Origin of the sequence: Ensifer sp. ZNC0028 (genome assembly GCF_000799055.1) — a bacterium.
In the GTDB taxonomy this organism is placed as follows: Bacteria; Pseudomonadota; Alphaproteobacteria; order Rhizobiales; family Rhizobiaceae; genus Ensifer.
In genome coordinates this window covers 1-25,478 of the sequence record NZ_JTLA01000164.1, presented here as the reverse complement: position 1 = coordinate 25,478, position 25,478 = coordinate 1, and the positions used below count along the sequence as shown (strand labels likewise).

24 protein-coding genes and 1 pseudogene are annotated in these 25,478 nt (G+C 62.7%); 13 read left to right on the top strand and 12 right to left on the bottom strand.

Annotated elements, in window-relative coordinates; translation table 11 throughout:
• The 4 genes from L981_RS31115 to L981_RS31100 form a co-directional block, all read left to right on the top strand.
• Positions 1–263, top strand: a 263-nt coding sequence (locus L981_RS31115; protein WP_043626033.1) for an adenosylcobinamide-GDP ribazoletransferase, incomplete at its 5' end; no start/stop codon positions are given.
• A gap of 35 nt (positions 264–298) precedes the next feature.
• A complete protein-coding gene (locus L981_RS31110) occupies positions 299–520 on the top strand; it encodes a DUF1289 domain-containing protein (protein WP_043626030.1) in 222 nt (73 codons plus the stop codon).
• A complete protein-coding gene (locus tag L981_RS31105; protein ID WP_043626027.1) occupies positions 517–1,218 on the top strand; it encodes a TIGR02281 family clan AA aspartic protease in 702 nt (233 codons plus the stop codon). The genes L981_RS31110 and L981_RS31105 overlap by 4 nt, the downstream gene beginning before the upstream one ends.
• 57 nt (positions 1,219–1,275) lie before the next feature.
• On the top strand, positions 1,276–1,965 hold the full coding sequence (locus L981_RS31100; protein WP_052202119.1) for a hypothetical protein: 690 nt from the start codon (positions 1,276–1,278) through the stop codon (positions 1,963–1,965).
• A 13-nt stretch (positions 1,966–1,978) separates the two neighbouring features.
• Here the strand turns inward: L981_RS31100 and L981_RS31095 are convergent, their stop codons facing one another.
• The 8 genes from L981_RS31095 to L981_RS31060 form a co-directional block, all read right to left on the bottom strand.
• Positions 1,979–2,740: an ABC transporter permease gene (locus L981_RS31095; protein WP_043626024.1), complete on the bottom strand. Its 762-nt coding sequence runs from the start codon at positions 2,738–2,740 to the stop codon at positions 1,979–1,981.
• The gene (locus L981_RS31090; protein ID WP_043626023.1) at positions 2,737–3,663 is read right to left on the bottom strand and encodes an ABC transporter ATP-binding protein; all 927 of its coding nucleotides are present in this window, start codon (positions 3,661–3,663) and stop codon (positions 2,737–2,739) included. The genes L981_RS31095 and L981_RS31090 overlap by 4 nt, the downstream gene beginning before the upstream one ends.
• Before the next feature lie 106 nt (positions 3,664–3,769).
• Complete coding sequence (locus L981_RS31085) at positions 3,770–4,255, bottom strand: YeeE/YedE family protein (protein WP_052202118.1); 486 nt, start codon at positions 4,253–4,255, stop codon at positions 3,770–3,772.
• Positions 4,252–4,659: a YeeE/YedE family protein gene (locus L981_RS31080; protein ID WP_043626022.1), complete on the bottom strand. Its 408-nt coding sequence runs from the start codon at positions 4,657–4,659 to the stop codon at positions 4,252–4,254. The genes L981_RS31085 and L981_RS31080 overlap by 4 nt, the downstream gene beginning before the upstream one ends.
• The gene (locus L981_RS31075; RefSeq protein ID WP_043626019.1) at positions 4,656–4,988 is read right to left on the bottom strand and encodes a metalloregulator ArsR/SmtB family transcription factor; all 333 of its coding nucleotides are present in this window, start codon (positions 4,986–4,988) and stop codon (positions 4,656–4,658) included. Before L981_RS31075 ends, L981_RS31080 begins: the two co-directional genes overlap by 4 nt.
• 616 nt (positions 4,989–5,604) lie before the next feature.
• On the bottom strand, positions 5,605–6,843 hold the full coding sequence (locus L981_RS31070) for an extensin family protein (protein ID WP_043626039.1): 1,239 nt from the start codon (positions 6,841–6,843) through the stop codon (positions 5,605–5,607).
• Positions 6,844–7,165: 322 nt separating this feature from the next.
• Positions 7,166–7,717, bottom strand: a complete 552-nt coding sequence (locus L981_RS31065) for a Kazal-type serine protease inhibitor domain-containing protein (RefSeq protein WP_043626014.1) — start codon at positions 7,715–7,717, stop codon at positions 7,166–7,168.
• Between the two features lie 237 nt (positions 7,718–7,954).
• Positions 7,955–9,769, bottom strand: coding sequence for a methyl-accepting chemotaxis protein (locus L981_RS31060; RefSeq protein ID WP_043626013.1), 1,815 nt, complete (start codon positions 9,767–9,769; stop codon positions 7,955–7,957).
• 272 nt (positions 9,770–10,041) lie between these two features.
• Here L981_RS31060 and L981_RS31055 point away from each other — a divergent pair, with 272 nt between their 5' ends.
• The 3 genes from L981_RS31055 (at position 10,042) to L981_RS31045 (ending at position 11,789) form a co-directional block, all read left to right on the top strand.
• On the top strand, positions 10,042–10,431 hold the full coding sequence (locus L981_RS31055; protein WP_043626011.1) for an acyl-CoA thioesterase: 390 nt from the start codon (positions 10,042–10,044) through the stop codon (positions 10,429–10,431).
• An 11-nt stretch (positions 10,432–10,442) separates the two neighbouring features.
• Positions 10,443–11,033 (top strand): hypothetical protein, encoded by a 591-nt coding sequence (locus tag L981_RS31050; protein ID WP_043626008.1) that lies wholly within the window; start codon positions 10,443–10,445, stop codon positions 11,031–11,033.
• A 120-nt stretch (positions 11,034–11,153) separates the two neighbouring features.
• Entirely contained in the window at positions 11,154–11,789 is a 636-nt protein-coding gene (locus L981_RS31045; RefSeq protein ID WP_043626006.1) for a TerC family protein, read from the top strand.
• A gap of 103 nt (positions 11,790–11,892) precedes the next feature.
• On the opposite strand, the gene L981_RS31040 is transcribed toward L981_RS31045, so the two are convergent.
• Positions 11,893–12,246, bottom strand: a complete 354-nt coding sequence (locus L981_RS31040) for a DMT family protein (protein ID WP_043626004.1) — start codon at positions 12,244–12,246, stop codon at positions 11,893–11,895.
• A 484-nt stretch (positions 12,247–12,730) separates the two neighbouring features.
• On the opposite strand from L981_RS31040, the gene L981_RS31035 reads away from it, so the two are divergent.
• Entirely contained in the window at positions 12,731–13,174 is a 444-nt protein-coding gene (locus L981_RS31035; RefSeq protein ID WP_043626001.1) for a TIGR02594 family protein, read from the top strand.
• A gap of 66 nt (positions 13,175–13,240) precedes the next feature.
• Here L981_RS31035 and L981_RS31030 read toward each other — a convergent pair whose 3' ends face one another.
• A complete protein-coding gene (locus L981_RS31030; protein ID WP_043625998.1) occupies positions 13,241–13,756 on the bottom strand; it encodes a GNAT family N-acetyltransferase in 516 nt (171 codons plus the stop codon).
• Positions 13,757–13,828: 72 nt separating this feature from the next.
• A complete protein-coding gene (locus L981_RS31025) occupies positions 13,829–14,326 on the bottom strand; it encodes a GNAT family N-acetyltransferase (RefSeq protein ID WP_043625995.1) in 498 nt (165 codons plus the stop codon).
• 256 nt (positions 14,327–14,582) lie between these two features.
• Here L981_RS31025 and L981_RS31020 point away from each other — a divergent pair, with 256 nt between their 5' ends.
• Complete coding sequence (locus L981_RS31020; RefSeq protein ID WP_043625992.1) at positions 14,583–16,337, top strand: adenylate/guanylate cyclase domain-containing protein; 1,755 nt, start codon at positions 14,583–14,585, stop codon at positions 16,335–16,337.
• Between the two features lie 6 nt (positions 16,338–16,343).
• On the top strand, positions 16,344–18,515 hold the full coding sequence (locus L981_RS31015) for a CHASE2 domain-containing protein (RefSeq protein ID WP_043625989.1): 2,172 nt from the start codon (positions 16,344–16,346) through the stop codon (positions 18,513–18,515).
• Positions 18,516–18,763: 248 nt separating this feature from the next.
• On the opposite strand, the gene L981_RS31010 is transcribed toward L981_RS31015, so the two are convergent.
• Positions 18,764–19,777 carry a FecR domain-containing protein gene (locus tag L981_RS31010; protein WP_052202117.1) on the bottom strand — a complete coding sequence of 338 codons (1,014 nt, stop codon included), beginning with the start codon at positions 19,775–19,777 and terminating at the stop codon, positions 18,764–18,766.
• Positions 19,778–20,029: 252 nt separating this feature from the next.
• On the opposite strand from L981_RS31010, the gene uvrB reads away from it, so the two are divergent.
• The 3 genes and pseudogenes from uvrB to L981_RS31000 all read left to right on the top strand — a co-directional run.
• The gene (uvrB, locus tag L981_RS31005; RefSeq protein WP_043625986.1) at positions 20,030–23,029 is read left to right on the top strand and encodes an excinuclease ABC subunit UvrB; all 3,000 of its coding nucleotides are present in this window, start codon (positions 20,030–20,032) and stop codon (positions 23,027–23,029) included.
• Between the two features lie 361 nt (positions 23,030–23,390).
• The gene (locus L981_RS34840) at positions 23,391–24,947 is read left to right on the top strand and encodes a P-loop ATPase, Sll1717 family (RefSeq protein WP_156134304.1); all 1,557 of its coding nucleotides are present in this window, start codon (positions 23,391–23,393) and stop codon (positions 24,945–24,947) included.
• A 283-nt stretch (positions 24,948–25,230) separates the two neighbouring features.
• Positions 25,231–25,478: pseudogene (locus L981_RS31000) on the top strand (tyrosine--tRNA ligase); the annotation flags it as partial.

The following is a 25,478-nucleotide window of genomic DNA, read 5'->3' as shown; positions in this document are numbered from 1 at the left end:
TCGCGGCAGCGGCCGGCGCGCCCGAGCCGGCGGCCACGCGCTTCGCGCTCGCTTCGGGCGTTCTTGTCGCGATGCTGCTCTTCTATCTTGCGCAGGTTCCGGCGCTCGGCCTCGTCGCAGCGCTCGTCGCATTCCTTGCCACCGTCAAGGGTTTTGCTCGGCTGGCAATACGCAAGATCGGCGGACAAACGGGCGACACGATCGGAGCCACGCAGCAACTGACCGAAATCGCCGTACTCGGTGCCCTTGCGCTGACGGTTTGAAACATCGATATATCAAGGGAAAACTGAGCACGCCCATGGAATCTCCCTGCATTCTCGTCTGTTCGATCGATGACAAGACCGGCTACTGTTTCGGCTGCGGCCGCACCCGCGACGAAGTCGGACGCTGGACGCTCTATACCGATGCCGAACGCCGGGCGATCATGAGCGCGTTGCCTCAGCGCCTCGAGACCGTCGAACGCAAGCCGCGGCGTGAAACCCGGCGCACGCGCATGGCGAGGGAACGCGGCGAAGCATGACCCGTCTTGCCATCCTGCTCTCGATCCTGGCCATCGGTCTCGTCCTGCTGATCGTCAACCACGACACTGGCCGCACCATGGGGCTTGCCAACGACCAGTTCGGACAACTGGTTTCGCTCGGCGCCATCGCCACGCTCATCGGCGCCGGTATCCTGCAAAGCCGCCACCGCTTCGGCGAAGGGTTGCGCCAGATCGCCATCTGGCTCTTCGTCGTTCTGGCGCTGGTCTCGGCCTATGTCTACCGCTTCGAGCTGCAGGGCTTCGGCAACCGCCTGCTCGCCGGCCTCGTCCCCGGCCGCGCCACCATCATCACCGACAGCGAAGGCCAGCAGGAAGTGGTGCTGCAGAAGATGCTGAACGGTCATTTCGAGACCACCGCGACGGTCGACGGCAAGGACATCAGCATGCTGGTCGATACCGGCGCCAGCAGCATCGCCCTCACCTATGAAGATGCGGAAAAGATCGGCCTCGACCCGGCCAACCTCAATTACATCGTCACCGTCATGACAGCCAATGGCCGGGCCCAGGCAGCCCCGGTGATGCTTCAGGAGATTTCGATCGGCCCGATCACGCGCCGCAACATCGGTGCGACCGTTGCAGCCGAAGGCAAGCTCGACCAGAGCCTGCTGGGCATGAGCTTCCTGTCGACGCTGGAGATGCTGCAGATGCGCACCGACGAGCTGCGCCTGCGCGACTGACCGCACATCCGGCCGGTCACTGCTCCGGCCCGATCAATCCTGGCAGAGGAGCCGCTCATGGATTTCATGCGACTGCTGAAGTCGATCGAAGAGCTGCTCTACGAGCTCGTCTGCTGGCTGCTGTTCTATCCGCTGACCCTGTGGCGCACGCTGCGCCACCCGCAGGCGATGATGCGCTATGCCGACGTCGAGCTTGGCGACGAGCTTCAGGACCAGTATTCGGATGCGCTGAGCCCACCGCTCTTTCTGCTGATCACGCTGCTTCTGGCACACGCGCTGGAGCTTGGCCTCGTCAGGCAGGCTGTTCCGTGGACCGCGACGTCGCTGCTTGCCTCGGACTCCAACCTGCTGATGTTTCGCGCCGTCGCCTTCAGCATTCTGCCCTTGCTGATGGCGGTGAAGCTCCTGCGCAGCAAGGGCGCGAAGCTGACGCGTGACACGCTGCGTCCGCCCTTCTTCAGCCAGTGCTATGTCACCGCACCCTTCGCTTTTGCCATCAGCCTCGGCGGCCAATTGCTGCTTGCCGGGCACAACGCCTTCACCTCCGTCGGCGTCGTCTTCGTGGTCGCCTCGATCGTCTGGTACATCGTTGCCGAAACGCGCTGGTTCATGGCCGACCTCGGGCTTTCCGCCGTGCGGTCGCTCCTCCACGTCCTGGTCACGATTCTTCAGGCGCTGCTTGCGATGGTCGCCGCCAGCACGATCATCGCCTATGCCAGCGGAGCCGTGCCAGCGCCGGCACCCTGACGACCGGTGGCCGTCAGTTTCGCAGGCGGTAGCCGGTGCGGAAGATCCAGGCGAGCACAGACATGCAGACCGTCAGGAAGGCGATGATGATCACGGCGCTGAAGATCGGGCTGACGTCGGAGACCTCGAAGAAGCTCCAGCGGAAGCCGCTGATCAGATAGAGCACTGGATTGAAGTGGCTGACAGCCTGCCAGAAGGGCGGCAGCATCTTGATCGAGTAGAAGCTGCCGCCGAGAAATACGAGCGGCGGGATCACCAGCATCGGGATCAGGTTCAGCTGCTCGAAATCCTTGGCCCATATGCCGATGATGAAGCCGAACAGGCTGAAGGATATCGCCGTCAGCACGAAGAAGAAGACCATCACGAAGGGGTGAGCGATCGTCAGGTCGACGAAGAGAGACGCCGTCAGCAGGATGATCGTGCCGATCATCAGCCCCTTGGTCGCCGCCGCTCCGACATAACCGAGCACGATCTCGACCATCGAGACCGGCGAGGAAAGCACCTCGTAGATCGTGCCGGTGAACTTCGGGAAGTAGATGCCGAAGGAGCCGTTGCCGATGCACTGCGTCAGAAGTGTCAGCATCATCAGGCCGGGCGTGATGAAGGCGCCATAGGAGACGCCGTCGATCTCCTGGATGCGTCCGCCGATCGCCGCCCCGAAGACGATGAAATAGAGCGAGGTGGAAATGACCGGCGACACGACGCTCTGCAGCAGCGTGCGGCGGGTGCGGGCCATCTCGAAGAAATAGATCGACTTGATCGCTTCGATGTTCATCGCCCTGCCCCCACGATTTCGACGAAAATGTCTTCCAGCGAGCTCTGCCGCGTGGAAATGTCCTTGAGCCTGATGCCGGCCTCAGCCAGGGCAGCAAGCAGGGTGGTGATCCCGGTCCGCTCCGCGCTGGTGTCGTAATCGTAGATCAGACAATGGCCAGCGCCTTCGAGCGTCAGGTTGTAGCCCGAAAGCACCTCGGGCACCCCCTCCAGCGGATGGGCGAGATCGACGCGCAACTGCTTGCGACCGAGCTTCGACATCAGCGCAGCCTTGTCTTCGACCAGCAGGATCTCGCCGCCGTTGATGACGCCGATGCGGTCGGCGATTTCTTCCGCCTCTTCGATGTAGTGCGTCGTCAGGATGATCGTGACACCCGAGGCGCGCAGGCGCTCGACCACGTCCCACATGCTCTTGCGCAGGTTGACGTCGACGCCGGCCGTCGGCTCGTCGAGGAAGAGTATCCGCGGCTCATGCGACAGCGCCTTGGCAATCAGCACGCGCCGCTTCATGCCGCCCGAAAGCTCGCGCAGCATGTTGTCCTTCTTGTCCCAGAGCGACAGGTCCTTCAGCACCTTCTCGATATGGGCGGGGTTCGGCTTCTTGCCGTGCAGCCCGCGGGAGAAGGAGACGGTGTTCCACACGGTCTCGAAGGCGTCGGTGGTCAACTCCTGCGGCACGAGCCCGATCATCGCGCGGGTCTCGCGGAAATCGCGCACCACATCGTGGCCCCCGACCATCACCGTTCCGCCGCTCGGATTGACGATACCGCAGATGATCGAGATCAGCGTCGTCTTGCCGGCGCCGTTCGGCCCGAGCAGCGCCAGGATCTCGCCTTCCTCGATATCGAGGCTGACGCCCTTCAGTGCCTTGAAGCCGGAGGCATAGGTCTTCGACAGATTGGAAACGGAAACGATTGGCGCCATGAAAACTGATCCGGAAGGAGGGGCAGAGTCTTGAGGTCCCGCCCTATATGGGACAATTCATTCCGATTTGCAGCCGGCTGGAATGAAAAAACAAGATGACTGTGCGTCAACGCGGCTGAGACAGTCGCGTATCGGTGCCCGCTCCGGCCGTTGTCGGCCTCGGGAGCCTGCGGTCGACCAGCCGGTCATGGACCAACATCCCGGCCAGCATTGCCACCACGAAGAGCACCGTTGCCGGCAAGCCAAGCGACAGCGAGGCGAGCGCCGGACCCGGGCAAAGCCCGACCAGCCCCCAGCCGACGCCGAAGATCGCCGAGCCGACGATCAGTCGGCGGTCTATGACCTGGTTGTTGGGCAGATGAAAGCTTTCGTCGAACAGCGGGCGCTTCAGCCGGCGCGTCACGAGAACGCCGAGCGCCGAAACGAAGACGGCCCCGCCGAGCACGAAGGCAAGGCTGGGGTTCCAGTTGCCGGTGATATCTAGGAATGCGCGCACGCGGGCCGGATCGAGCATGCCGGACAGCGAAAGACCGAACCCGAATACGACGCCGGAGACGAGCGCCGCGGCAAGGCGGAGCAAGGCGCTGTTCATGCGAAGAAACCCGCAACGAAGACGGTGACGATCGCCGCTGCCATGAAAGTGGCAACCGCTGCCATCGAGCGACGCGACAGCCTTGCAAGCCCGACGACACCATGACCGCTGGTGCAGCCCGAGCCCATGCGCGAGCCGAAGCCCACCAGCAGGCCGCCAGCCACGAGAAGCGGCCAGGAGGCCGTCACGGTCACCGACGGCCAGGCATCGAAAATGAGACGGTACAGCACCGGTCCGGCGATCAGCCCCAGCACGAACAACGCGCCCGACGAAGCCTGTACGCCCTGCAGCAGGCGCCCTGCGATGCCGCTGATGCCGGCCACCCGGCCATTGGCCACCATCAGGATCGCCGCCGACAGGCCAATCAACAGCCCGCCCGCCAGCGCATTCCCGTATTCATTCATGCTTTAGAACCATCCCGACAGAAGATCTGATAGAGCGCGCCTACGAGACGCGCCACCTTGTCGTGACTAAGCCGATAGAAAACCTGCTTGGCCTGCCGACGGGTCGAGACAATGCCGGCATCCCGCAACACCGTCAATTGCTGCGAAAGCGTGGGCTGGCGAATGCCCAGCATTTCCTCGAGCGCTGCGACAGAATGCTCGCCCTCGAGCAAGGCGCTCACGATCAGCAACCTATTGCGGTTGGCAAGTGTCCTGAGGATTTTTGAGACTTCGGCGGCGTGCACAGCCATATCGCTGCGCATTCCCGGAAATTGCATGACCGTTCCCATTTCGTCCCTCCTGTGGCGTCAAGGAGTGAGTAGGGCCCCCAATGCTTGTAGCGGCCGACCAGACACTATCCAAGATTGTTATACGAACTAATATAATATCGTATTACTTATTACAAAACCAGACGAAAGGGAAAGATCAGCATGGCCCCGGCATTCCGAGGTTTTGTTGCGCGCAGAAAAATAGATAGAAATTTCAGTTAGTTATAACAAGATTCGGAAAAGTCGCGAATCGCCATATTTGGGGCAACCGTTCGGAACACGATCCAGTTGGACTAAAACCTAAAGTATAATACTACTTAATTAGAGAATCGGCGCGGTCCGCAGACCTTCGCCGGCAGCCGGCCAGCAACGCATTCGAACGAAAGCCGGCGCAAGATTTCCCCGGCCGACCGCAGCAATTGCGCCCGGTTGTCACGAAACCGTGACGCTCTTCGATCAGTTTGCAACGCGCGGGCCGCGACATCGCCCTTTGATTTGCGCTCGTGATTTGCACGCCGGAGCCTCCCCCTTTTGCTCCGGTCGTTGGGCCGGCCTCCCCGCCGGCCTCTTTTTTTTGCCAGCTTCCGAGCGTCGGTAGCCGGCGGCTCGAAAGCACAGCTGCGGACCGACCGAACCACTAATCGCAGTGCCGATAGCCGGTCTTGCGGGTTCTGAGGTCAAAGTGGAAGTGGTCCTTGTGGAACGGATCGCTGCCCGGGCCGAGCACGGTGTTGAAGTACTTGCAGCTGTCGGAGCGAACGGCCTTCAGCAGCGCCTTCTCGCGGAAGGCGAAAAATCCTGGCTTGCGCACGTCGATTTCCTTGCCGTTCTTAAGCACGAACTTGCCGACGTCGATGGCGTTGCCGCGCGCATGTTCAGACATCGGATTGCCGCGACGCGAGTTCATGGTGCGGCAGGAGTAGCCGCCGAGCGGCTTGATCGTCTTGATGCCGGACCAGTAGCGGTAGCGCGACGACGGCGCGAGTTCGTACTTCACCCATTTCGCAAAAGCCTCGGTCACCTCGCAATTGAGCTTCACCGCCGGCTTCACGCCGATGCCGCCGGAGAGGCCACTGAGTTCGATCGGATAGTCGATGCCGCAGGACGGACCGTTGCTGATGCGCGGAATGTCGCGAAAGGTGACGCCGAGCTTTTTCAGGCGCTGGCGGCAGGCGATTTCGGAACCGGGCATCGCGCCGGTATCGTCGGGCGTCGACATCGGATTGTTGGCGCGCGGCAGGAAGGCGACCTGCTGTGGCTCCTGCGTGCGTTGAAGGGCGCGCTGCCGTTCCATGGCGCGGGCGCGCTGCGCCTCGTCGGCGGCCATCTTGTCCGGCGACAGCGGCGGCAGATCCGGATCATAGCCAAGGTTCGCCTCGGCCGGTGCTGCGCTGTTTGCGCCGCCGAGCTGACGCACATTCTCGTCCCCAATGCCGCCGACCACCGGCTGGCTGGCATTGCCCTCGGCGATGTCGTTGCTCTGCTCTTCCGCGAGCCCCACCACGGGCTGCTCGACGCCGAGCATCGCATCCATGTTGACGCCCTCTTGCGGAATAGGGCTCGAGCCGGCGCCTGGCGGTTGCGCGCCCGTGGCCACAGCCTCGTCGCTATCGAGCATCGGAAGCGCGCGGCGCGTCTGCTGGGGCGCCGCATGCTGCGGATTGGCCTGGAAGGTCGACGGTTGCGTGGCGGCGGGATAGGCGGCCACCTCCTCTGCCGGCACGGCATCGACAGGAACCGGCCCGATCGACCCGACCCGCGCCCCGCCATCGATGCGGCCGGGCGGCGACAACGCGTCATCGGTCGAGCAGGTGACGAGCGAAAACGAGAGAACGAGCGCCGTCAGCGGGCGATGGAGACGAGTAACATAGGCCATACCGAACTGCGCCTTCCTCCAGATGGCCAGAAAGACCACCGTCTTCGCCCCGCTGCCCCTGCAGCCGCCTTGCGCTCGATTGGCACGCAATGGTTGCCGCAGCACCTGCAATTGCTGCCTTTTGCCTGTGTCGCAAACCGGGCACAGCGGTCGAAAAGGCTGATTTGCCTGGGATTTTATTCAAATACGGTAAACGAAGGCTTGCGCATCACCTGCAGGAAATTGGGTGCGCCGGGCGAGAGCCGGCCGCTATATGATGAAAAAAGAGCCCGCGTCCTCATCGGACGCGGGCTCGCATGCTCAAGACTGGATCGCGCAGGGGTTAGCGGCACTCGCCGCGATGGATGACCTGGAAACCGGCACCACCCGCCTCGCAGGCGTTGGAGAAGGTTTCGATGCGGCTGCCACGCTGGCCGCAGACCGGGGCGTATTCGCGGGTGCAGAACTGACCCTCGGACGGACGGTCGTCCTCCCTGCGGCATTCGCCGCGACCGATCACCTGGAAGCCCTCGGAGCGCGCCTGGCAGGAGTTCGGGAAAGTCTGCATGCGACCGCCGCGCTGGCCGCAGACCGGCATGTATTCCATGGTGCAGGCCTGGGGCGGACGCTCCGGCGGACGGTAGTCCGGGCGGCACTCGCCGCGGTGGATGACGTTGAAGCCATCGGCACGCGCCTGGCAGGAATTCGGGAAACTGCGCGTGCGATTGCCGCGCTCGCCGCAAACCGGCGCATATTCCATCGTGCAGGCCTGCGGGCGCGTGGGCCTCGGCCCCGGCCGCGGCTCATCGACGACCACGGTACAGGCGGAAAGAAATCCGAGCACCAGCATCAGCAAGGCGATCGGCCGGGTCAGAAGTAGTTTGAGAAGTGCCATGGTGTCCCCTCTGGTGCAGCGGCCGGCAACCGGAGCGACGCCCCGTCGAACACCTCCCGCTTCTCGCGTATCTATCCCCGGCGGTGCTGAGGTCAAGACGGAGAATGTCTCCGTACACGACAACCGGTGTGATGACGGCGGCACCTAAACAGCGATCCTTGCGACAGCATTGCGGTCAGACCCGCATGAAAAACCCGCGCGGCGTGCCGCGCGGGTCGCAATCGACAAACCTATGGATCAGGCGGCGCGGCCGTAACCTGCGTGCGAGCCTGAAGGTTGCAGCCGGAACTTCGTCAGCAGCGACTTCAGCTCGCGGCTTTCGGCCGCCAGCGTCTGGCTCGCTGCTGTGGTCTCCTCCACCATCGCGGCGTTCTGCTGGGTCATCTGGTCCATGCTGTTGACGGCGACATTGACCTCTTGCAGCCCGGTCGCCTGCTCGCGGGCGGCCGTCGCGATCGAGGCCACCTGCTCGTTGACGCGGTTGACCTGCGCCTCGATCTCCGAAAGCGCCTCGCCGGTGGAGCGGACCAGGTCGACGCCGGCGCCGACCTCGCGCACCGAGGCGCTGATCAGTTCCTTGATCTCCTTGGCGGCACCGGCCGAACGCTGCGCCAACTCGCGCACTTCCTGGGCAACGACGGCAAAGCCGCGGCCCGCCTCGCCGGCACGCGCCGCCTCGACGCCGGCATTGAGCGCCAGCAGGTTGGTTTGGAAGGCGATCTCGTCGATGACGCCGATGATCTGACCGATACGGCCGGAGGAGCTCTCGATCCGCCCCATCGCGTCGATGGCATTGCGCACGATGCCGCCGGACTTTGCGGCGCTGGTCTTGGTCTGATCGACCATCGCACGCGCCTCGTTTGCCCGCTCGGAGGCGTGGCGAACCGTCGAGGTGATTTCGTCGAGCGCCGCGGCTGTCTCCTCAAGGGCGGCTGCCTGCTGCTCGGTGCGGCGGGACAGATTGTTGGCGGCCTCGGAAATGTCGCCGGCGCTAGCGGTGACGATCTCGGTCGAATGCGAGATCGAGCCGATGACATCGCGAAGCGCTGCGACGGCGGTGTTGAAGTCATCCCGCAGCTTGCCGTATTCCGGCGCGATGTGGCCGATCTCGGCGGTGAGGTCGCCGCTTGCCAAGAGTTCGAGCGCCGCGCCGACGGTTTCCATCGTCTCGGCCTGGGCCTCGGCCGTCGCCCGCTGGCGCTGCTCGTTGCCGCGTCGTTCAGAGCTCAAGCGCTCCTGCTGCTCTGCCTCGCGCGAGCGCAGCTCCAGCCGTTCGCGCACCGAGTCGCGCAGCACCACGAGGACCTTGGCCATCTGGCCGATCTCGTCGCCACGGTCGGTTTCGGGCACCTCAGAGGAAAGATCCTCGTCGGCGATCGCCCGCATCGAGGCCTTCAGCTTCTCAACCGGCTTGATGACGCTGCGCACGATCGCCAGCGCCGCCATCAGGATGGCGAGCGCGGCAGCGGCAAGAATGCCGGCAACCTGCCAGGCACGCTCGCGGAACATCGCCGCCAGATCGTCCGCATAAACGCCGGTCCCGACCACCCAGCCCCAGGGCTTGAAGCCGGCGACGTGGGAATACTTCAGCACCGGCGCGTCGGCACCGGGCTTCGGCCAATAGTAATCGACGAAACCCTGGCCGCTCTTTTCGACGGTCTTGACGAACTCGACGAAGAGCTGCTTGCCGTTGGGATCCTTGTTTTCGGTCAGGTCCTTGCCGTCGAGCTCCGGCTTGATCGGATGCATCACCATGGTCGGATGCATGTCGTTGACCCAGAAATAGCCGCTGCCCTGGTAGCGCATCGCCTTGATCGCTTCGAGCGCGCGCTTTTGCGCTTCCTCGCGCGAAAGCGTGCCGGCCACTTCCAGCTTGTGATAGGCGTCGAACACGGCGATCGCGTTCTCGTCCATCGCGGCAAGCATTGCCTTGCGTTCGCCGACGAGCTTTTCCTGCGCCTGGAACAGACCGAAGGTCAGCGCCGCCGCCATGGTCAAAAGCGCGAATGCCACCAGCGCGTAGAGGCGCGCCGAAATCCTGAATTTCTTCATTGCCAATCCCCTGCCCCTCGGCGCTCCCCGCGCCGCCCCGAATCCTGGCCGCTGCGGCATAGCCGGCAGGCACTCCCAGAGCCTGCAGGTTAGGGTCAGGTCTTTGCAAAGCTCCTAACGAGCACCCCCTAAATTTGACAATTCTCAATCAGCTTATGCGAAAGTCTAACGAGCCGGCAGTTCGAGGACTTCGCCGGCATTTGTGCGGCACCGGCTCTTCCCTCTGGAAGCGCGCTCGGGTTACATCTTGTCTCCAACAGGGAGACTGCTGCATGACCGAACAGACGAGACCGACCGGCGAACTCACCTTGCGCACGCTCGCGATGCCGGGCGATGCCAATGCGGCGGGCGATATCTTCGGCGGCTGGGTGATGGCGCAGATGGACCTGTCCTGCGGCATCCGCGCCGCGGAACGGGCGCGCGGCCGCGTCGTCACGGCGGCGGTCAAGGAAATGGCCTTCGCGCTGCCGGTCAAGATCGGCGACACGCTCTGCATCTATACGGACGTGGTCAAGGTCGGCCGTACCTCGATGACGCTCAAGGTCGAAGCCTGGGCGCAGCGTTATCTCTCGCATCTGATGGAAAAGGTGACGGACGCGATCTTCGTCATGGTCGCGCTCGACGAGAACGGCAAACCGAAGCCGGTGCCGGCGGAAGAATAGGAGCGCGGCGCATGGAGCCTACCCATACCGACCCGGAGATCTTCTCGCATATCCGCGTCGTCATGGGCATGATCGTCAGCCTGAGCCTCGCCCGGCTTTTGAGCGGCATTGCACTCTTCGTCCAGCATCCCGGCAAGACGCGCGTCTACTGGATCCACCTCGGCTGGGTCCTGTTCATGTTCGTCTTCCTCGTGCACTTCTGGTGGTGGGAGTTCCACCTGCATTCGCTGGCGGTGATCGATGTCAGCGTCTACCTGTTCGTCGTTCTCTATTGCTGCGTCTTCTTCTTTCTCTGCGTCATGCTGTTTCCAACGACGCTCGACGACTACAGCGACTACGAACATTATTTCATGTCGCGCCGGGCCTGGTTCTTCGGCGCGCTGGCGCTTGCCTTCGCCGTCGATCTCGTCGACACCGCGCTGAAGGGAAAGGCCTATTTCGCGTCCTACGGCCTTGAGTATCCGGCACGCAACGCCGTCTACATCCTGCTCTGCATTGCCGCCGCCTGGACCCCGAACCGGCGCTTTCACGCGGTCTTCGTCGTCGCAGCCGTCGCCTACCAGCTGGTCTGGATGTACCGCGCTTTCGATCTTCTCGATTGAGACGCCGCAGGGCCGTCGTTGAGGATTTCCGCCCGGCGGTCTTGATCCAGCGGCACGGCAGTGCTTTATCCGTTAGTCATATCTGTATCTTGCATATGCAGGTCGGGGGACTGTTGCATCATGGAAATCTTTACCGCTGCCGGCCTGGCTGCGCTTCTTCAAGTCATCGTCATTGACCTCGTTCTCGCTGGCGACAACGCCGTCGTGATCGGTCTCGCTGCCGCCGGCCTGCCGACGGACCAACGCAAGAAGGTCATTCTCGTCGGCATCATCGCCGCCACCGTGCTGCGCATCGCGCTCGCCAGCGTCACGGTGCAACTGCTCGAAATCATCGGCCTGCTGCTCGCCGGCGGCATTCTGCTGCTCTGGGTCTGCTGGAAGATGTGGCGTGAAATTCGCGAGCAGCAGGCAGCAAATGCTGCAGGCGAAAGCGGACAAGGCTCCGAGGCGCCCAGGAAGACCTTCATGCAGGCGGCCATCCAGATCGTCGTCGCCGACGTCTCGATGTCGCTCGACAACGTGCTTGCCGTTGCCGGTGCCGCCCGCGAACATCCGACGATCCTGGTGATCGGCCTTGCGCTTTCGATCGCCATGATGGGCATCGCCGCCGGCTTCATCGCCCGGCTGCTCAACCGCCACCACTGGATCGCCTATATCGGTCTCGCAATCATCCTCTATGTCGCGCTCGACATGATCTATCGCGGCTGGGTCGAGGTCTGGCCACATGTCGCGCCGGCCGTGGCAGCCGTGGTCTGACGCCGGGTCGGCGACCGCAAATCGCAAGCAATGGAAAAAGGCAGGGCTTTCGCCCTGCCTTTTGCGTTTGCAGCGATGTTTACCGTCAATTGCCGGACGTCCTTCACCCCTTGAAGATGAAGGAGGCGCCGATGGCAATCAGGGAGAACCCGACGAGGTGGTTCCATCCGATCGATTCCTTCAGCCAGAAGACCGAGAACGCGGCAAACACCAGAAGCGTGATGACTTCCTGCATCGTCTTCAATTGCGCCGCCGAATAGACCTGGTGGCCGATGCGGTTGGCAGGCACCGCCAGGCAGTACTCGAAGAAGGCGATGCCCCAGCTGGCGACGATGGCCATGTAGAGCGGCGATGACGTGTACTTCAGGTGACCGTACCAGGCGAAGGTCATGAACACGTTGGAGACAAGGAGCAAAAGGATCGGCCAGAGATAGGCCGGAGTGAGGGTGAACGACATGAAGAACCTCGGCGCGCGAATCACCTTCAGACGATGCGCCGGCGCTCCCCATGGGCGCAAGTGCCGACTGTTTCTCGACGCCCGCACCGCTACCGGAGCGCGCGCGCCCGCTATTTTTCTAGTACTTACGGTGGCGAGCCGGCGCGAATCGCGCAGCAATTCCGCGCGTTTGCAATCCCTGCCCTAGTTTTTTACGGGTTTTGCCACAATTTTGCACCGGCGCATGGTGAATGAAGCTTTGCTGCCCGACGGGGCAGACAGGGGAATACCACACTTCGATACGGCAGTTGCCGTGAAGCTGGCTCCGCGTTTACCGCGGTTCGCCGACGTGCCCGATGCGGCGTCTTCTCGACGCCTGCACGCGTGCGCCCGCTGATATCTCCCCGCCCAACATGAGAAACCGTTGAGCAACCGGGTGCCATGCCGGCGATTGCCAGGCCGCCCCAACCGTTCGCACCAAGCAACTTGTCAAGGAGACCTGACCATGAAGGTCCTGGCGTTTCTTGCGGCTGCCTATGTCGCGCTACTGACACCTGATTTCGCCAATGCGGGCATGCTCGCCCAGGCACAGCAATACAAGGGCCTGCACGAGGTCAAGAACAACAAGACCCTTCGTGCAGCACTCGGCATCAACCCGGCCCGCACCCCCTGGTGCGGCCACTTCATGGGCATGGTCGCCCGCAAGGCCGGACGCAGCCCGCCACAAAGCTTCGGCATCGCCCGTTCCTGGCTGCGTTTCGGCGCGCCCGTGAAGCTCGCCTATGCCCGCCCCGGCGACGTTGTCGTCGTGCGCACCGGCCGCGGCTATCACGTCGGCATCCTGTCCATGCTGTCGAAATCGACGGCCCAGCTGATCGGCGGCAACCAGTCCGGCGGCGTCAGGGTCTCGCAGTTCGCACGCGGCCAGGTGGTCGCCATCAGGCGGTAGCGCGGCCACACCGCGCCCGAACGAGCATCTTTCAGCGCCGGCTTTCCGGAATGCGGACGCGCGCCTTCAGGCGAGCCTTAGCCGCATGGCGCAGCGTCGCTCCGGTGGCAGCCCATGCTTCGCCTCGTTGGCAAGGATTTCGGCAAGACGCGGATCGAGTTCGCCCGCATCGAGCGTCACGAAGCCGAGCTTGCGATAGAAGTGCTCGTTCCAGGCAAGATCGCGGAACGTCGTCAGCGTGACGGCGGCAAGCGAAGTCACGCGCGCATGCGCGATTGCCGCCAGCATCAGCATGCGCCCGAGCCCCTGCCCCTGACGCTCCGCCTCGACGGCAAGCTGCCAGATATGCATGGCATCGTCGGCAATAGTGGCACAAAGAAAACCGATCGGCCGATCGGAGGCATCGACGATCACCACCGACAGCCCGGTTCGCAGGAACGCGCCATGGGCTTCCGCCGATTGCACGTCGTCGTCGGCAATCCAGGCAAGCTCAGGGATCGTGCGGAACGCCTCACCGGAGGAGCGCTCAATATCGGGCAGAAGGGAAAGGTCGCTTTCGCGTGTCGGTCGAATCAGGGGCATGATGGCGCCATCCTACCGCCGCGCGGCGCGAGGTCGACCCCGCTTCGCGTTCCCTGGCGGATCGTCAGACGCTTAAAGCGGCAAGGCCATCAACATCTCGTCGAAATAGACATCGTCGACCAGCAGCGCGCGCTGTTCCAGGCCGTATTCGACAAATCCCGCCTTCCGGTAGAGGTTGAGGGCAGCAGCGTTCGACGAGACGACCGTCAGCAACAGCCGCTCCACCTTGCCCCGCGCCTCGGCGACGATCCCGTCGACCAGCAGCTGCGAAAGCTCGGTGCCCCGCGCCTCCGGCAAGACATACATGCCCCAGAGCGTGCCCTTATGCCTTGCCTTTGCAGCCGTCGGGATCGCGAGGCCAGCAACACCCATGAGCCTTTCATCGCCATCGAAGGCGCCGAGCACCAAGCCGCTATCAAGGCGTTCCGCTGTGAGCGCGATCGGCCGGCCGGCCTCGTCCTCGTAGGACGCACCGAAGGCTTCCGGATGCTTCAGCAGCCCGTCCAGCCGAACAGCCCGATAGGCCTCGGCATCACTGGAGTTGAGCCGGCGAATGGAAAAAGGCGCCATCACTGTTGATCCCGTGCGCGATAGAGGTAGCCGGCCTGAACCAAGCGCGGCGGCATGAAGGCCGCGAACCTTGCACAATCGGCCGCTCCGCGGAAGCGCCGGCGAGTACAATCTGTCGTAGAAGCAGCGCGGAGCATTTTTGCGCATTGTGCAGCGTCTTCAGGCCCGATCCGGGCGATTTGCGCTTCTCGGACTTTCTAATTTAAGTTACGCTTAATTTCCTTCTGACCAGATGCCGCAGGAGGGGCCCGCCGCCTTGGAACGGAAGCTCGCCGTGATCCTTGCTGCCGATGTCGCTGGCTACAGTCGCCTTGTCGCGATCGACGAGGAAGGCACGCTTGCGACCCTGGCCACCTACTGCGAGACGATTTCCGGCCTGGCTTCGGAGCACGGGGGGCGCGTCTTCGGCGCGGCCGGAGACAGCCTGGTCGCGGAGTTCCAGAGCGCCGTACAGGCCGTGCGGGCGGCGGTCGCCATCCAGCGAACCCTTCAGCGCCGCAATGCCGACCTACCGCCAGAAAGGCGCATGGAGTTCCGCATCGGCCTCAATCTCGGCGACGTGGTTGTCGACGGCGGCAATCTGCTCGGCGACGGGGTCAATGTGGCCGCCCGGCTCCAGCAGGTGGCGCAGCCGAACGACATCTGCATTTCCGGCGCCCTGCACGACCAGATCGAAGGCAAGCTCGAGTTTCCGATGCAGCGGCTCGGCGAGCGCGCGCTGAAGAACATTCCGCGCCCGGTCCTGGTCCACCGCGTCGACTGGCGCGAGGATCCGGTCGGCGGGGATCTGCCGGGAATGCCGCTGTCGCTGCCCGACAAGCCGTCGATCGCCGTGCTGCCCTTCGTCAACATGTCCGGCGATCCCGAGCAGGATTTCTTCGCCGACGGCCTGACCGAGGACATCATCACCGCGCTGTCGCTCTACCGCTGGTTCTTCGTCATCGCCCGCAATTCCTCCTTCGCCTACAAGGGCCGCGCCGTCGACGTGAAGCAGATCGGCCGGGATCTCGGCGTGCGCTACATCGTCGAAGGCAGCGTGCGGCGCTCCGGCTCGCGGGTGCGCGTCACCGGCCAGTTGATCGAGGCCGAGACCGGAAACCACCTCTGGGCGCAGCGCTACGAGCGCGAGTTCGCCGATCTCTTCGCCATCCAGGACGAAATCACCCAGCATGTGGTCGCTGCGATCGAGCCGGAGATCCTGATCGGTGAAAACCGCCGCGCGCAGCTGCGGGGCACCGACAATCTCGGCGCCTATGAATGCCACATGCGCGGCACGCTGCTGCACAACGCGCAGGATTCCGCGGCCCATTTCGACGAAGCGATCGAGTGGCAGCGACGCGCCATCGCTCTCGATCCCGAATTCGGCCGCGCGCACATGATGCTCGCCCGCTCGCTCTTTGCCCGCTGCTTCTTCGGTTTCAGCAAGGACATCGACCGCGACAGCGCCGAGCTGCAGGCGGAGGCCGCGCACGCCGTGGTGATCGACGACCACGACCCCTATTGCCACTATGTCATGTGTCTCGCCAACTTTGCTGCCCAGCGGCCGCATGCAGCGGTCGAAGAGGCGCAGCACGCGATCGACATCAATTCCAACTTCGCGCTCGCCCACATGGCGCTCGGCTGGGCTCGCATCTATATCGGCCGTTTCGCCGAGGCGCTGGACCCGCTGCACAAGGCGCTGAGGCTGAGCCCGCACGATCCGCTCACCTATCTCTTCCTCAACCGTATGGCGCTCGCCCACTACCATCTCGGCAATTACGACGAAGCCCTGCGCTGCGCCGAGCGGGCGCTGCTCCTGCGCCGCACCTATTTCAACCTGGTGATGCTGATCACCTGTCTCGGCCAGCTCGACCGCATCGACGAGGCGCGCAAGCTCCTTCCGGAAGCGATCGCCAACGCACCGAGCGACGTGCCGCGCTACTGGCGCTTCTTTACCGCCTATGTCGATCCCGCCGACCACGCGCATTTCAACGACGGGCTCGTCAAGGCGGGCCTGCCCATGGTTCCGTAGGCCGCCATGACACGATCGCAACTGTTCGGGGTTCTGATCGGCATGACGGTGGTGGCGTTCTTCACCATCCTGCGCGCCCAGGATCCGCAGTTGCTGCGCCAGGCGCGCGACGTCACCTTCGACGAATACCAGCGCATAGCGCCACGCCAGTTCGAGCCGATGCCGGTCAAGATCGTCGATATCGACGAGGCATCGCTGCGCGAGCTCGGCCAATGGCCCTGGCCGCGCGACCGGCTGGCGAAGCTGACCAACCGCCTGAGCGAGATGGGGGCCGCCGCAATCGCCTTCGACGTGCTCTTTGCCGAGCCGGACCGCCTGTCGCCGCGCACGGTGGTGCGCGATGTCGGCGGCGTCGATCCCTCCTTCCTTGCCACCCTGCCCGACAATGACGAGATCTTCGCCGAAGCGATCCGCGACAAGCCCGTTGTGCTCGGCTTCGGCCTGACCAACGAGGGCAGCTACCTGCCGCCGGTCAAGGCCGGCTTTGCCCTGACCGGCGAAAGCGCCAACGAAGCGCCGCCGCGCCTGCGGGCCGCGACGCCGCTCAGGCCGCAGCTCGAGGCCAATGCCGCCGGCCTCGGCCATATCAGCCTCAATCCCGGCTCCTCCTCGGCGGTGGTGCGCACCGCCCCGCTGTTCCTGAGCGACGGCCAACAGTTCTACCCGAGCCTCGCAATGGAGGCTCTGCGGGTGGCCCAGGGCGCTTCGACCTATGTGCTGGCCGCCGCACCCGACGTCGCCAACACGCTGACGGCGGTCAAGATCGGCGACTTCGTCGTGCCGCTGATGTCGACCGGCGAGGTCTGGCTCTATGTGACGCCGGACACGACGGAACGCTATATCTCCGCCCGCCGCATTCTTGCCGATGGCGAGCCATCGCCGGATATCCGCGCCGGCATCGAAGGCAGCATCGTCTTCATCGGCACCTCGGCGGCCGGACTGCAGGATGTGCGCACGACCGCGCTCGGCCAGAACGTGCCTGGTGTTTCGATCCACGCACAGATCGTCGAGCAGATCCTCTCCGGCCGCTATCTCTCGCGCCCGGATTGGGCGAACGGGCTCGAAATTCTCTCGATCGCGCTTGCCGGAACGCTGCTGGTGCTGCTCACCACCTTCGTCAGCCCGGTGGTGGCGCTCGTCTGCGGCCTGGCGGTGACGGTGCTTGCGCTCGTCGCTTCCTGGATCGCCTTTTATTATGGCGGACGGCTCTTCGATCCGCTGGCGCCGATCCTCGCCGCCTCGATCACCCATTTCGCGGCCACAGCCTATCGCTTCCTGGTGACCGATCGCGAACGCCGCGAGGTGCGGCAGGCCTTCGGCCGCTATCTCTCGCCTTCGCTGCTTTACCGCATCGAGCATACGCGCAATGCGCTCAGCCTCGGCGGCGACGATCGCGAGCTCACCGTGATGTTCGTCGACGTGCGCAGCTTCACCGAAATGAGCGAGCGCATGACGCCGACCGAGGTCGTCGCCTTTCTCAACACACTGCTCGATGCGCTGAGCCGGCACGTGCTGGCCAACGAGGGCACGCTCGACAAGTTCATCGGCGATTCGATCATGGCCTTCTGGAATGCGCCGGTCGACGTCGCCAACCATCCGCAAAAGGCAGTGCGCGCGGCGCTCGGCATGCGCGAGACGCTGGCGCGGCTCAACGCCGACAATGCCTTCGGCTTCGGCGCCGATCAGGAGGTGCGCATCGGCATCGGCATCCACACCGGGCTTGCCTGCGTCGGCAACATGGGCGCCGAGACGCGGTTCAACTATTCCGCCGTCGGCGACACCGTGAACATCGCCGCACGCATCGAAGCGGCCTGCAAGGACGTCAACATCGACATTCTGGTGTCCGAGGCCACCGCCCAGGCTCTGCCGGACCATGCCATGCTCGACGCCGGCGCCCTCGGACTCAAGGGCAAGACGACGCGAACGCGGGTCTATGCCGTCGCCGGCGACGAAAACCTCGCCGCTTCGCCCGCCTTTCAGGATCTGCGCGGCCTGCACGATCGGCTGGTTGCCGCACTCGGCGCCCGAACGCAGACCAGCCGCAGCATCATCAACGCCGCCAAGCTGAAGGCAGCGGCGCTGACGCCGGCGCTCGCCGGCTTCTACGCCCGGATCGGCCGCCGCGCCGACCACTTTTCCCAGGCGACGGAAGAAAGCGCCAAGCGTCCGGCCGAGTGAGTTTTCCGGCGCAGGGCGGCCTTCGCATATACCTCACAGGATACATGAGGAAATATCAGGCCGCTGACCATGAAATACTTTCGTGGAGCGATCATGCACCAGTCGCAGGGCGGTTTGCGCTTACCGCATCCCGAAACTGATATCCTGGAGCATACCGAGCATCGGCGGCCTCGTTTCAGGATGGCAGCGAGGCACAGTGATTTGGCTACTCGCTCAGGATCTCCCGAGTCGAGCCTTTTGCCGCCGCTTCAATCGTGGCTTTCGCCTTGATGCTGTTGCGTTCCCTGATCCCCGCTCGGTTGATCGCCGCCACCGCCGCTTTGCGGTCCCGGGTCGCCGGGGGTGTCGTTGCGTGGACCGGGATCGCCGGGGTTATCCGGCTGCGAGCCCGGATCACCAGGGTTTTGCGGCTGCGGACCCGGATCACCGGGGGTCTGAGGCTGCGGTCCGGGATCGCCGGGGTTCTCTGGCTGCGGGCCCGGATCCCGGGGCTTTTCCTCGACCTTCGGTGGCGGCTTCTCCTCGCGGGGTTTCCTTTCGACGGGAGCCGGACGCTCGGGCACCGTACGGGTGGTGCCCTCGAACTGCGCCGCGCGCAGCCCGCAACCGCCGCCCACCCAGCCGATCGCTCCGGACAGGCGTTGTCCGCCGGACAGGAACGGCAGCGCCTGGGCATTGCCCAGCGTCTTCAGCGTCGTGCGGCTGACCCGTGTCGGCTCGCTGGCGCGACGACCGGGCTTGGCGACGACGCAGTCGCAACGCTGCGTCAGCTGCCGGCAGCCGCCAGGGCCGCAGAAATCCGCAGCGCCGCTCAGCAGCACGACGGCGGTGGTGCCATCGGGGCCGACGAAGAAATCAAAGGCAGTGCCACGCACGCCGATGGTCCCGGCCGGCGTGACGATCTCATAGGCCGAATGGCCGGACTTGCCGCTGATCCAGCGGAACGTCCCCTTGGCCGCCATGATGGTGAGTTTCTTCACCGACTTCTTGTCGTCATAGACGAACTTGTCGATGACCACGGACGAGCCCCAGCCGACGGCAAGCTTGGTGCCATCCTCGAAGACGAACTGGCCGAGGCCGGACTTCGAGGTCGAAATCCGTTCATCCCGGTAAACAGGGTCTCTGACCGCGATCGCACCGCGCGCACCGCTGACGGCCGTCCGGATTTCCACCGCCTTGCCGACCGGTTCGGCGGCAGACGCAGACATCGGGCCAAGGACCACGGCACAAAGCACGAATGCGGCACCACGCAAGCAGAACATGGCACCCTCCAAAGAACTATTGTTATCACGTGGCAGGCTTTGGTGTCTTCTCGCCCAATCGGGGTAACGCAGCGTCAGGTGCGCAACCGTAAGGGTTAGGCGGCGACGGCTTCTCGGCCAGCCTTGGTTGAAAACCGATGATTTCAGGCGTGAATGGCGCTTCCGGCGGCTGGCGCGTGAGCCGAGAAATGTTGCCTTTTTGTACTCCTTCGCCCCTTCACTTTCCGCCGGACTCTCTCCATATTCCCCGCCATGACCAAAGCTCCGAAGAATGCCCCGCCGAAGCCCTCCACGCCGTCCGGTTTCGAAGAAGCGCCCCAGGCGCCTTTGTCAGGCACGCCTCTATCAGGCAATGTCTCCGACTGGGTGAAGCAGCTCGAGGCGGAAGCGGAATCGTCTGCATTCGAGACCCAGCGCGAGATCGCCTCCAAGGCCGGCAAGCACCGCAAGACGGTGGAGATCGCCGCCTCCAAGGCCGCGCGCAAGGCAGCCGGCGCCGATGACGAGGCGCAGCCGAAGAAGGCGGGCAAGAAGGGCAAGGTCGAGATCGTCGGCAGCAAGTCGGCGCGCGGCACCTCCATGGGCGGCTCGACCGACCCGAAGACCCGCGCTGCCGCCGGCCTCAATCCGGTGGCCGGCCTCGACGTCTCCCTGGAAGACGCCGCCAAGCTGACCTCCACCTCGGGCGTCACCGCCACCGTCGAGGCGCTGTCGGCACTGATCGAGAGCGGCAACCCGCTGTTCAAGGACGGCAAGCTCTGGACCCCGCACCGCCCGGCCCGGCCGCCGAAATCCGAAGGCGGCGTCGAGATCCGCATGGCGTCGGAGTACCAGCCGGCCGGCGACCAGCCGACGGCGATCGCCGATCTGGTCGAGGGCCTGAATTCGGGCGAGCGCAGCCAGGTGCTGCTCGGCGTCACCGGCTCGGGCAAGACCTTCACCATGGCCAAGGTGATCGAGGCGACGCAGCGCCCCGCCGTCATCCTCGCGCCGAACAAGACGCTCGCCGCCCAGCTCTATTCCGAGTTCAAGAACTTCTTCCCTGATAACGCGGTCGAGTACTTCGTCTCCTATTACGACTATTACCAGCCGGAAGCCTATGTGCCGCGCTCGGACACCTTCATCGAGAAGGAGTCCTCGATCAACGAGCAGATCGACCGCATGCGCCACTCGGCCACCCGCTCGCTGCTCGAGCGCGACGACTGCATCATCGTCGCCTCGGTCTCCTGCATCTACGGTATCGGCTCGGTCGAGACCTATACCGCCATGACCTTCCAGATGAGCGTCGGCGACCGGCTCGACCAGCGGCAGCTGCTCGCCGACCTGGTGGCGCAGCAGTACAAGCGCCGCGACATGGATTTCCAGCGCGGCTCTTTTCGCGTGCGCGGCGATACCATCGAGATCTTCCCGGCCCACCTGGAAGACGCGGCCTGGCGCATCTCCATGTTCGGCGACGAGATCGACGCGATCACCGAGTTCGATCCGCTGACCGGCCAGAAGACCGGCGACCTGAAGTCGGTCAAGATCTACGCCAATTCTCACTATGTGACCCCGCGCCCGACGCTGAACGGCGCCATCAAGGCGATCAAGGAAGAGCTGGTGCACCGCCTGGCCGAACTGGAAAAGGGCGGCCGCCTGCTCGAAGCGCAGCGACTGGAACAGCGCACCCGCTACGATATCGAGATGCTGGAGGCGACCGGCTCCTGCGCCGGCATCGAGAACTATTCGCGTTACCTGACCGGCCGCAATCCCGGCGAGCCGCCGCCGACGCTGTTCGAATACATCCCCGACAATGCGCTGCTGTTCATCGACGAAAGCCACGTCTCCGTCAGCCAGATCGGCGGCATGTATCGCGGCGACTTCCGCCGCAAAGCGACGCTGGCCGAATACGGCTTCCGCCTGCCCTCCTGCATGGACAACCGCCCCTTGCGCTTCGAGGAATGGGACGCCATGCGCCCGGACACGATCGCCGTTTCGGCGACCCCCGGCTCGTGGGAACTGGAACAGTCCGGCGGCGTCTTTGCCGAACAGGTCATCCGCCCGACCGGCCTGATCGACCCGCCGGTCGAAGTGCGCTCGGCGAAAACCCAGGTCGACGACGTCTTGGGCGAAATCCGCGAGACGGCGGCCGCCGGCTACCGCACGCTCGTCACCGTGCTCACCAAGCGCATGGCCGAAGACCTGACCGAATACCTGCACGAACAGGGCATTCGCGTGCGCTACATGCACTCCGACATCGACACGCTGGAGCGCATCGAGATCATCCGCGATCTGCGCCTCGGCGCCTTCGACGTGCTCGTCGGCATCAACCTTCTGCGCGAAGGCCTCGACATTCCCGAGTGCGGCTTCGTCGCCATTCTCGACGCCGACAAGGAAGGGTTCCTGCGCTCCGAAACCTCGCTGGTCCAGACCATCGGCCGCGCGGCCCGTAACGTCGACGGCAAGGTCATCCTCTATGCCGACCAGATCACCGGCTCGATGCAGCGCGCCATGGACGAGACCAGCCGCCGCCGCGAAAAGCAGATGGCCTACAACGAGGCCAACGGCATCACGCCGGAATCGGTGAAGGCGAAGATCTCCGACATCCTCGACTCGGTCTACGAAAAGGACCACGTCCGCGCCGACATCTCCGGCGTCGCCGGCAAGGGCTTTGCAGACGGCGGCCACCTGGTCGGCAACAACCTGCAGGCCCACCTCAACGCGCTCGAAAAACAGATGCGCGACGCCGCCGCCGACCTCGACTTCGAAAAGGCCGCGCGCCTCCGCGACGAAATCAAACGCCTCAAGGCCGCCGAACTCGCCGCCATGGACGACCCGATGGCGCGGGAAGAGGCGAAGTCACTGGAGAGGAGCCGCAAGGTCGCCTCCTCCCCGGCATCCCCGTCTTCTCCGTCATCCTCGGGCCCGACCCGAGGATCCAAGACCAAGGACGAAAAGTCCCTCTTCCAAAAACCGTCCCTCGACGACATGGGCCCGGGCACCGACACGGAAACCCCACTGTTCCGCAAACCCGACCTCCACGAAATGGGCCGCGACGTTGCCACGCCTGCCGGCGCGGACAAATCGCTGTTCCGCCGCAACACCCTCGACGAAATGACCGTCGGCCGCACGGAAAAGCCGGTCATCGGCCATATGCCGGAGAAGCCGGTTCTCACCCGGGCGAAGGCGGGTGTCGGGTCCTATGAAGACCCGGCCGACCAGAAGCGACAAAAAGGCCGGACGAAGGGGAAGACGGGGCGGCCGGGAAGGTAGCTCCGCAAAGGCAAGAACGCGGTTCTGGGAAAAAACGACAGGTGGTCCGCAAGGGCGAGCCGAGCTCAATCTCCCCCCTTGTGGGGGAAATGTCCGGCACAATAGTGAGGGACAAACCTCCTCCTGCCACAAGAGGGGCATCTTTCCCACCGGGGGAGATCATCCGAGTGCCATCTTCCAAAAGCGACCATCGACGACATCTGCCCGGCACAGACACCGAACGAACTGGCCCCTTTCGTTACACAAGCCCGATGACGAACGACGGCGAAGTTGCCACCGTATGGCTGGGGCCCACTCGCAATCAACGAGGGATTGCTAATTTCGATCTATATCGTAAATTGCACCTAAGATCGAGATTCAAATGGGGAAGAAATTGGCGTTAAAGAGCATTAACTTCGGCGATGTAGATGCCAAAAACGAAATACTCAAGAATTCAAGAGCTGGAGATAGAACATTTTTTGATTCATACTCGATTCCAGAAAGGATAGATATCGATAAATACCTAAGCGGCGAAAAGTATTTCATCCTCGGACTGAAAGGAACGGGGAAGACAGCTCTTTTGAGATATCTGCACGACAAGGTCGTTCGAGAAGGTAGCCATTCAGAACTTATACTATTCAAGACACATGTTACTGAAGAAGACAGACAGAAGCTTTCGGCAAGCGCAGGGTATCAGATAGTAAGCGTCAACGATGTGTCGGCGTTCATTCAGGACTTTAAGGAGTCTTGGAAATGGCTGATTTATCAAAAGATAGCGACAAAGCTCAGAGATTCAGGCTATAATGATACCTATGCAATAAAACTCTATAAAATAACTGGCCTGTCAGAGAACAGAATTGGCGGCGCAATTGGAGCAATGTTCTCAAAGCTGTCGTCAGGCACATTGAAATTCTCTGGAGATGCGCTGGGTGTAGCGCTAGAACTTGGAGTCGAAATAGTATCTAGATCAGAAGAATCCGGAAAAGCCTCACTTTCAGACATAAACAGAGCCTGCTCCGAGTTACTGAAAAGCATAAGACAACAAAAGAATCTATACATCTTCTTTGACGAGCTGGAACTATTTTATCAAACCCCTGAGCAATTCGATAGAGATAGGCGAATCATTAGAGATTTAATCTACGCTATATCTCACATTAATGCGGAGTCTGCAGAGTATGGCAGACGGATATTTCTCATTTCATCTCTAAGAACTGAGGTCCTTCATTCAGTGCTGGAGCTTGGACACGAGATTGGTCGGGACGTGGACGACTACGGTGACCGCCTAGATTGGTCGTCGTCAACGGACGGGCCAGAGCACCCCTTACTGAAAATAGTAGCGAGAAAGATATCTGTCTCCTCAGAAACTCCCGTAAGCGAAGTATGGAGAAAATTCTTCCCGGAAAAGATCAACAATCAAGATTACTTTAAGTTCATATTGAATTCCTCATACTACAGACCCAGAGATATCGTTAGACTATTACGTGTAGCTCGCGATTACAACAATGAATCCGACTCTTTTACGACAGCGCATTTTGATCAAACATCGCTTGAGTACTCAAGGCAGACATGGCTCGAAATAACAGAAGAACTTTTGGCATCCTATAGAACAGAGAAGATCGCGGCTCTCCAGCGATTCTTTCTTGGATTCAGCACTCACTTTAAAAAAATTGATATTGAGAGCAGAGTCGCGAAGAAATACGAAAGCGACTCGGAAGTAAATGAGCTATTCAACAAAAGAGATATAAGCAGAACATTATCAGATCTATACAGGATAGGTGTTTTGGGAAATGATTTTGCTGTAAGGAACAGCATGGGAAGTGTGAGCCGAAGAAACCGGTGGATATTTAGAGGAAATACCACACTGAACGACGCAGAAAGAATGACGATTCACAAGTCACTTTGGAAACATCTGTCAATGGTGCCCGGGAGCGCGCCATGAGCATTGAAATACACCGGTTATATTATAGTTATAAAAACGGACCACGCGAGTAGGACGTTCTAGGGGGAGACTGTTTCAAGGTGTGCGACGGCGCCACCCCTTGCCGCCTCCCCCATTTCCCAGCTACAACCACCGCATGATCAAAACCGCGCTCATCGCTGCCACCTATTATGCGACGTCTCCATAGGGAGCGGCGCGTTTCGATCATGCCTTGAAACAAGCCGCCGTCAGGCGGCTTTGGTTTGTTCAGTGCTCCCTGGCGGCAATGCCATGGAGAGTACCGATGACAATATCCGACAACCCCACCGATGCCTTTGAGCCGCGCTCGGCGATCTCCCGGACGCTGATCGAGCGCGGATATGTCAACCAGGTGACTGACATCAAGGGCGTCGACGGCGCCTTTGCGGCCGGCGTCGTGCCTGTTTATGCCGGCTTCGACGCGACCGCGGACAGTCTGCATGTCGGTCATCTCATGCCGATCATGGCGCTGCGGCGGCTGCAGCAGGCGGGCCACAAGCCGATCGTGCTGAT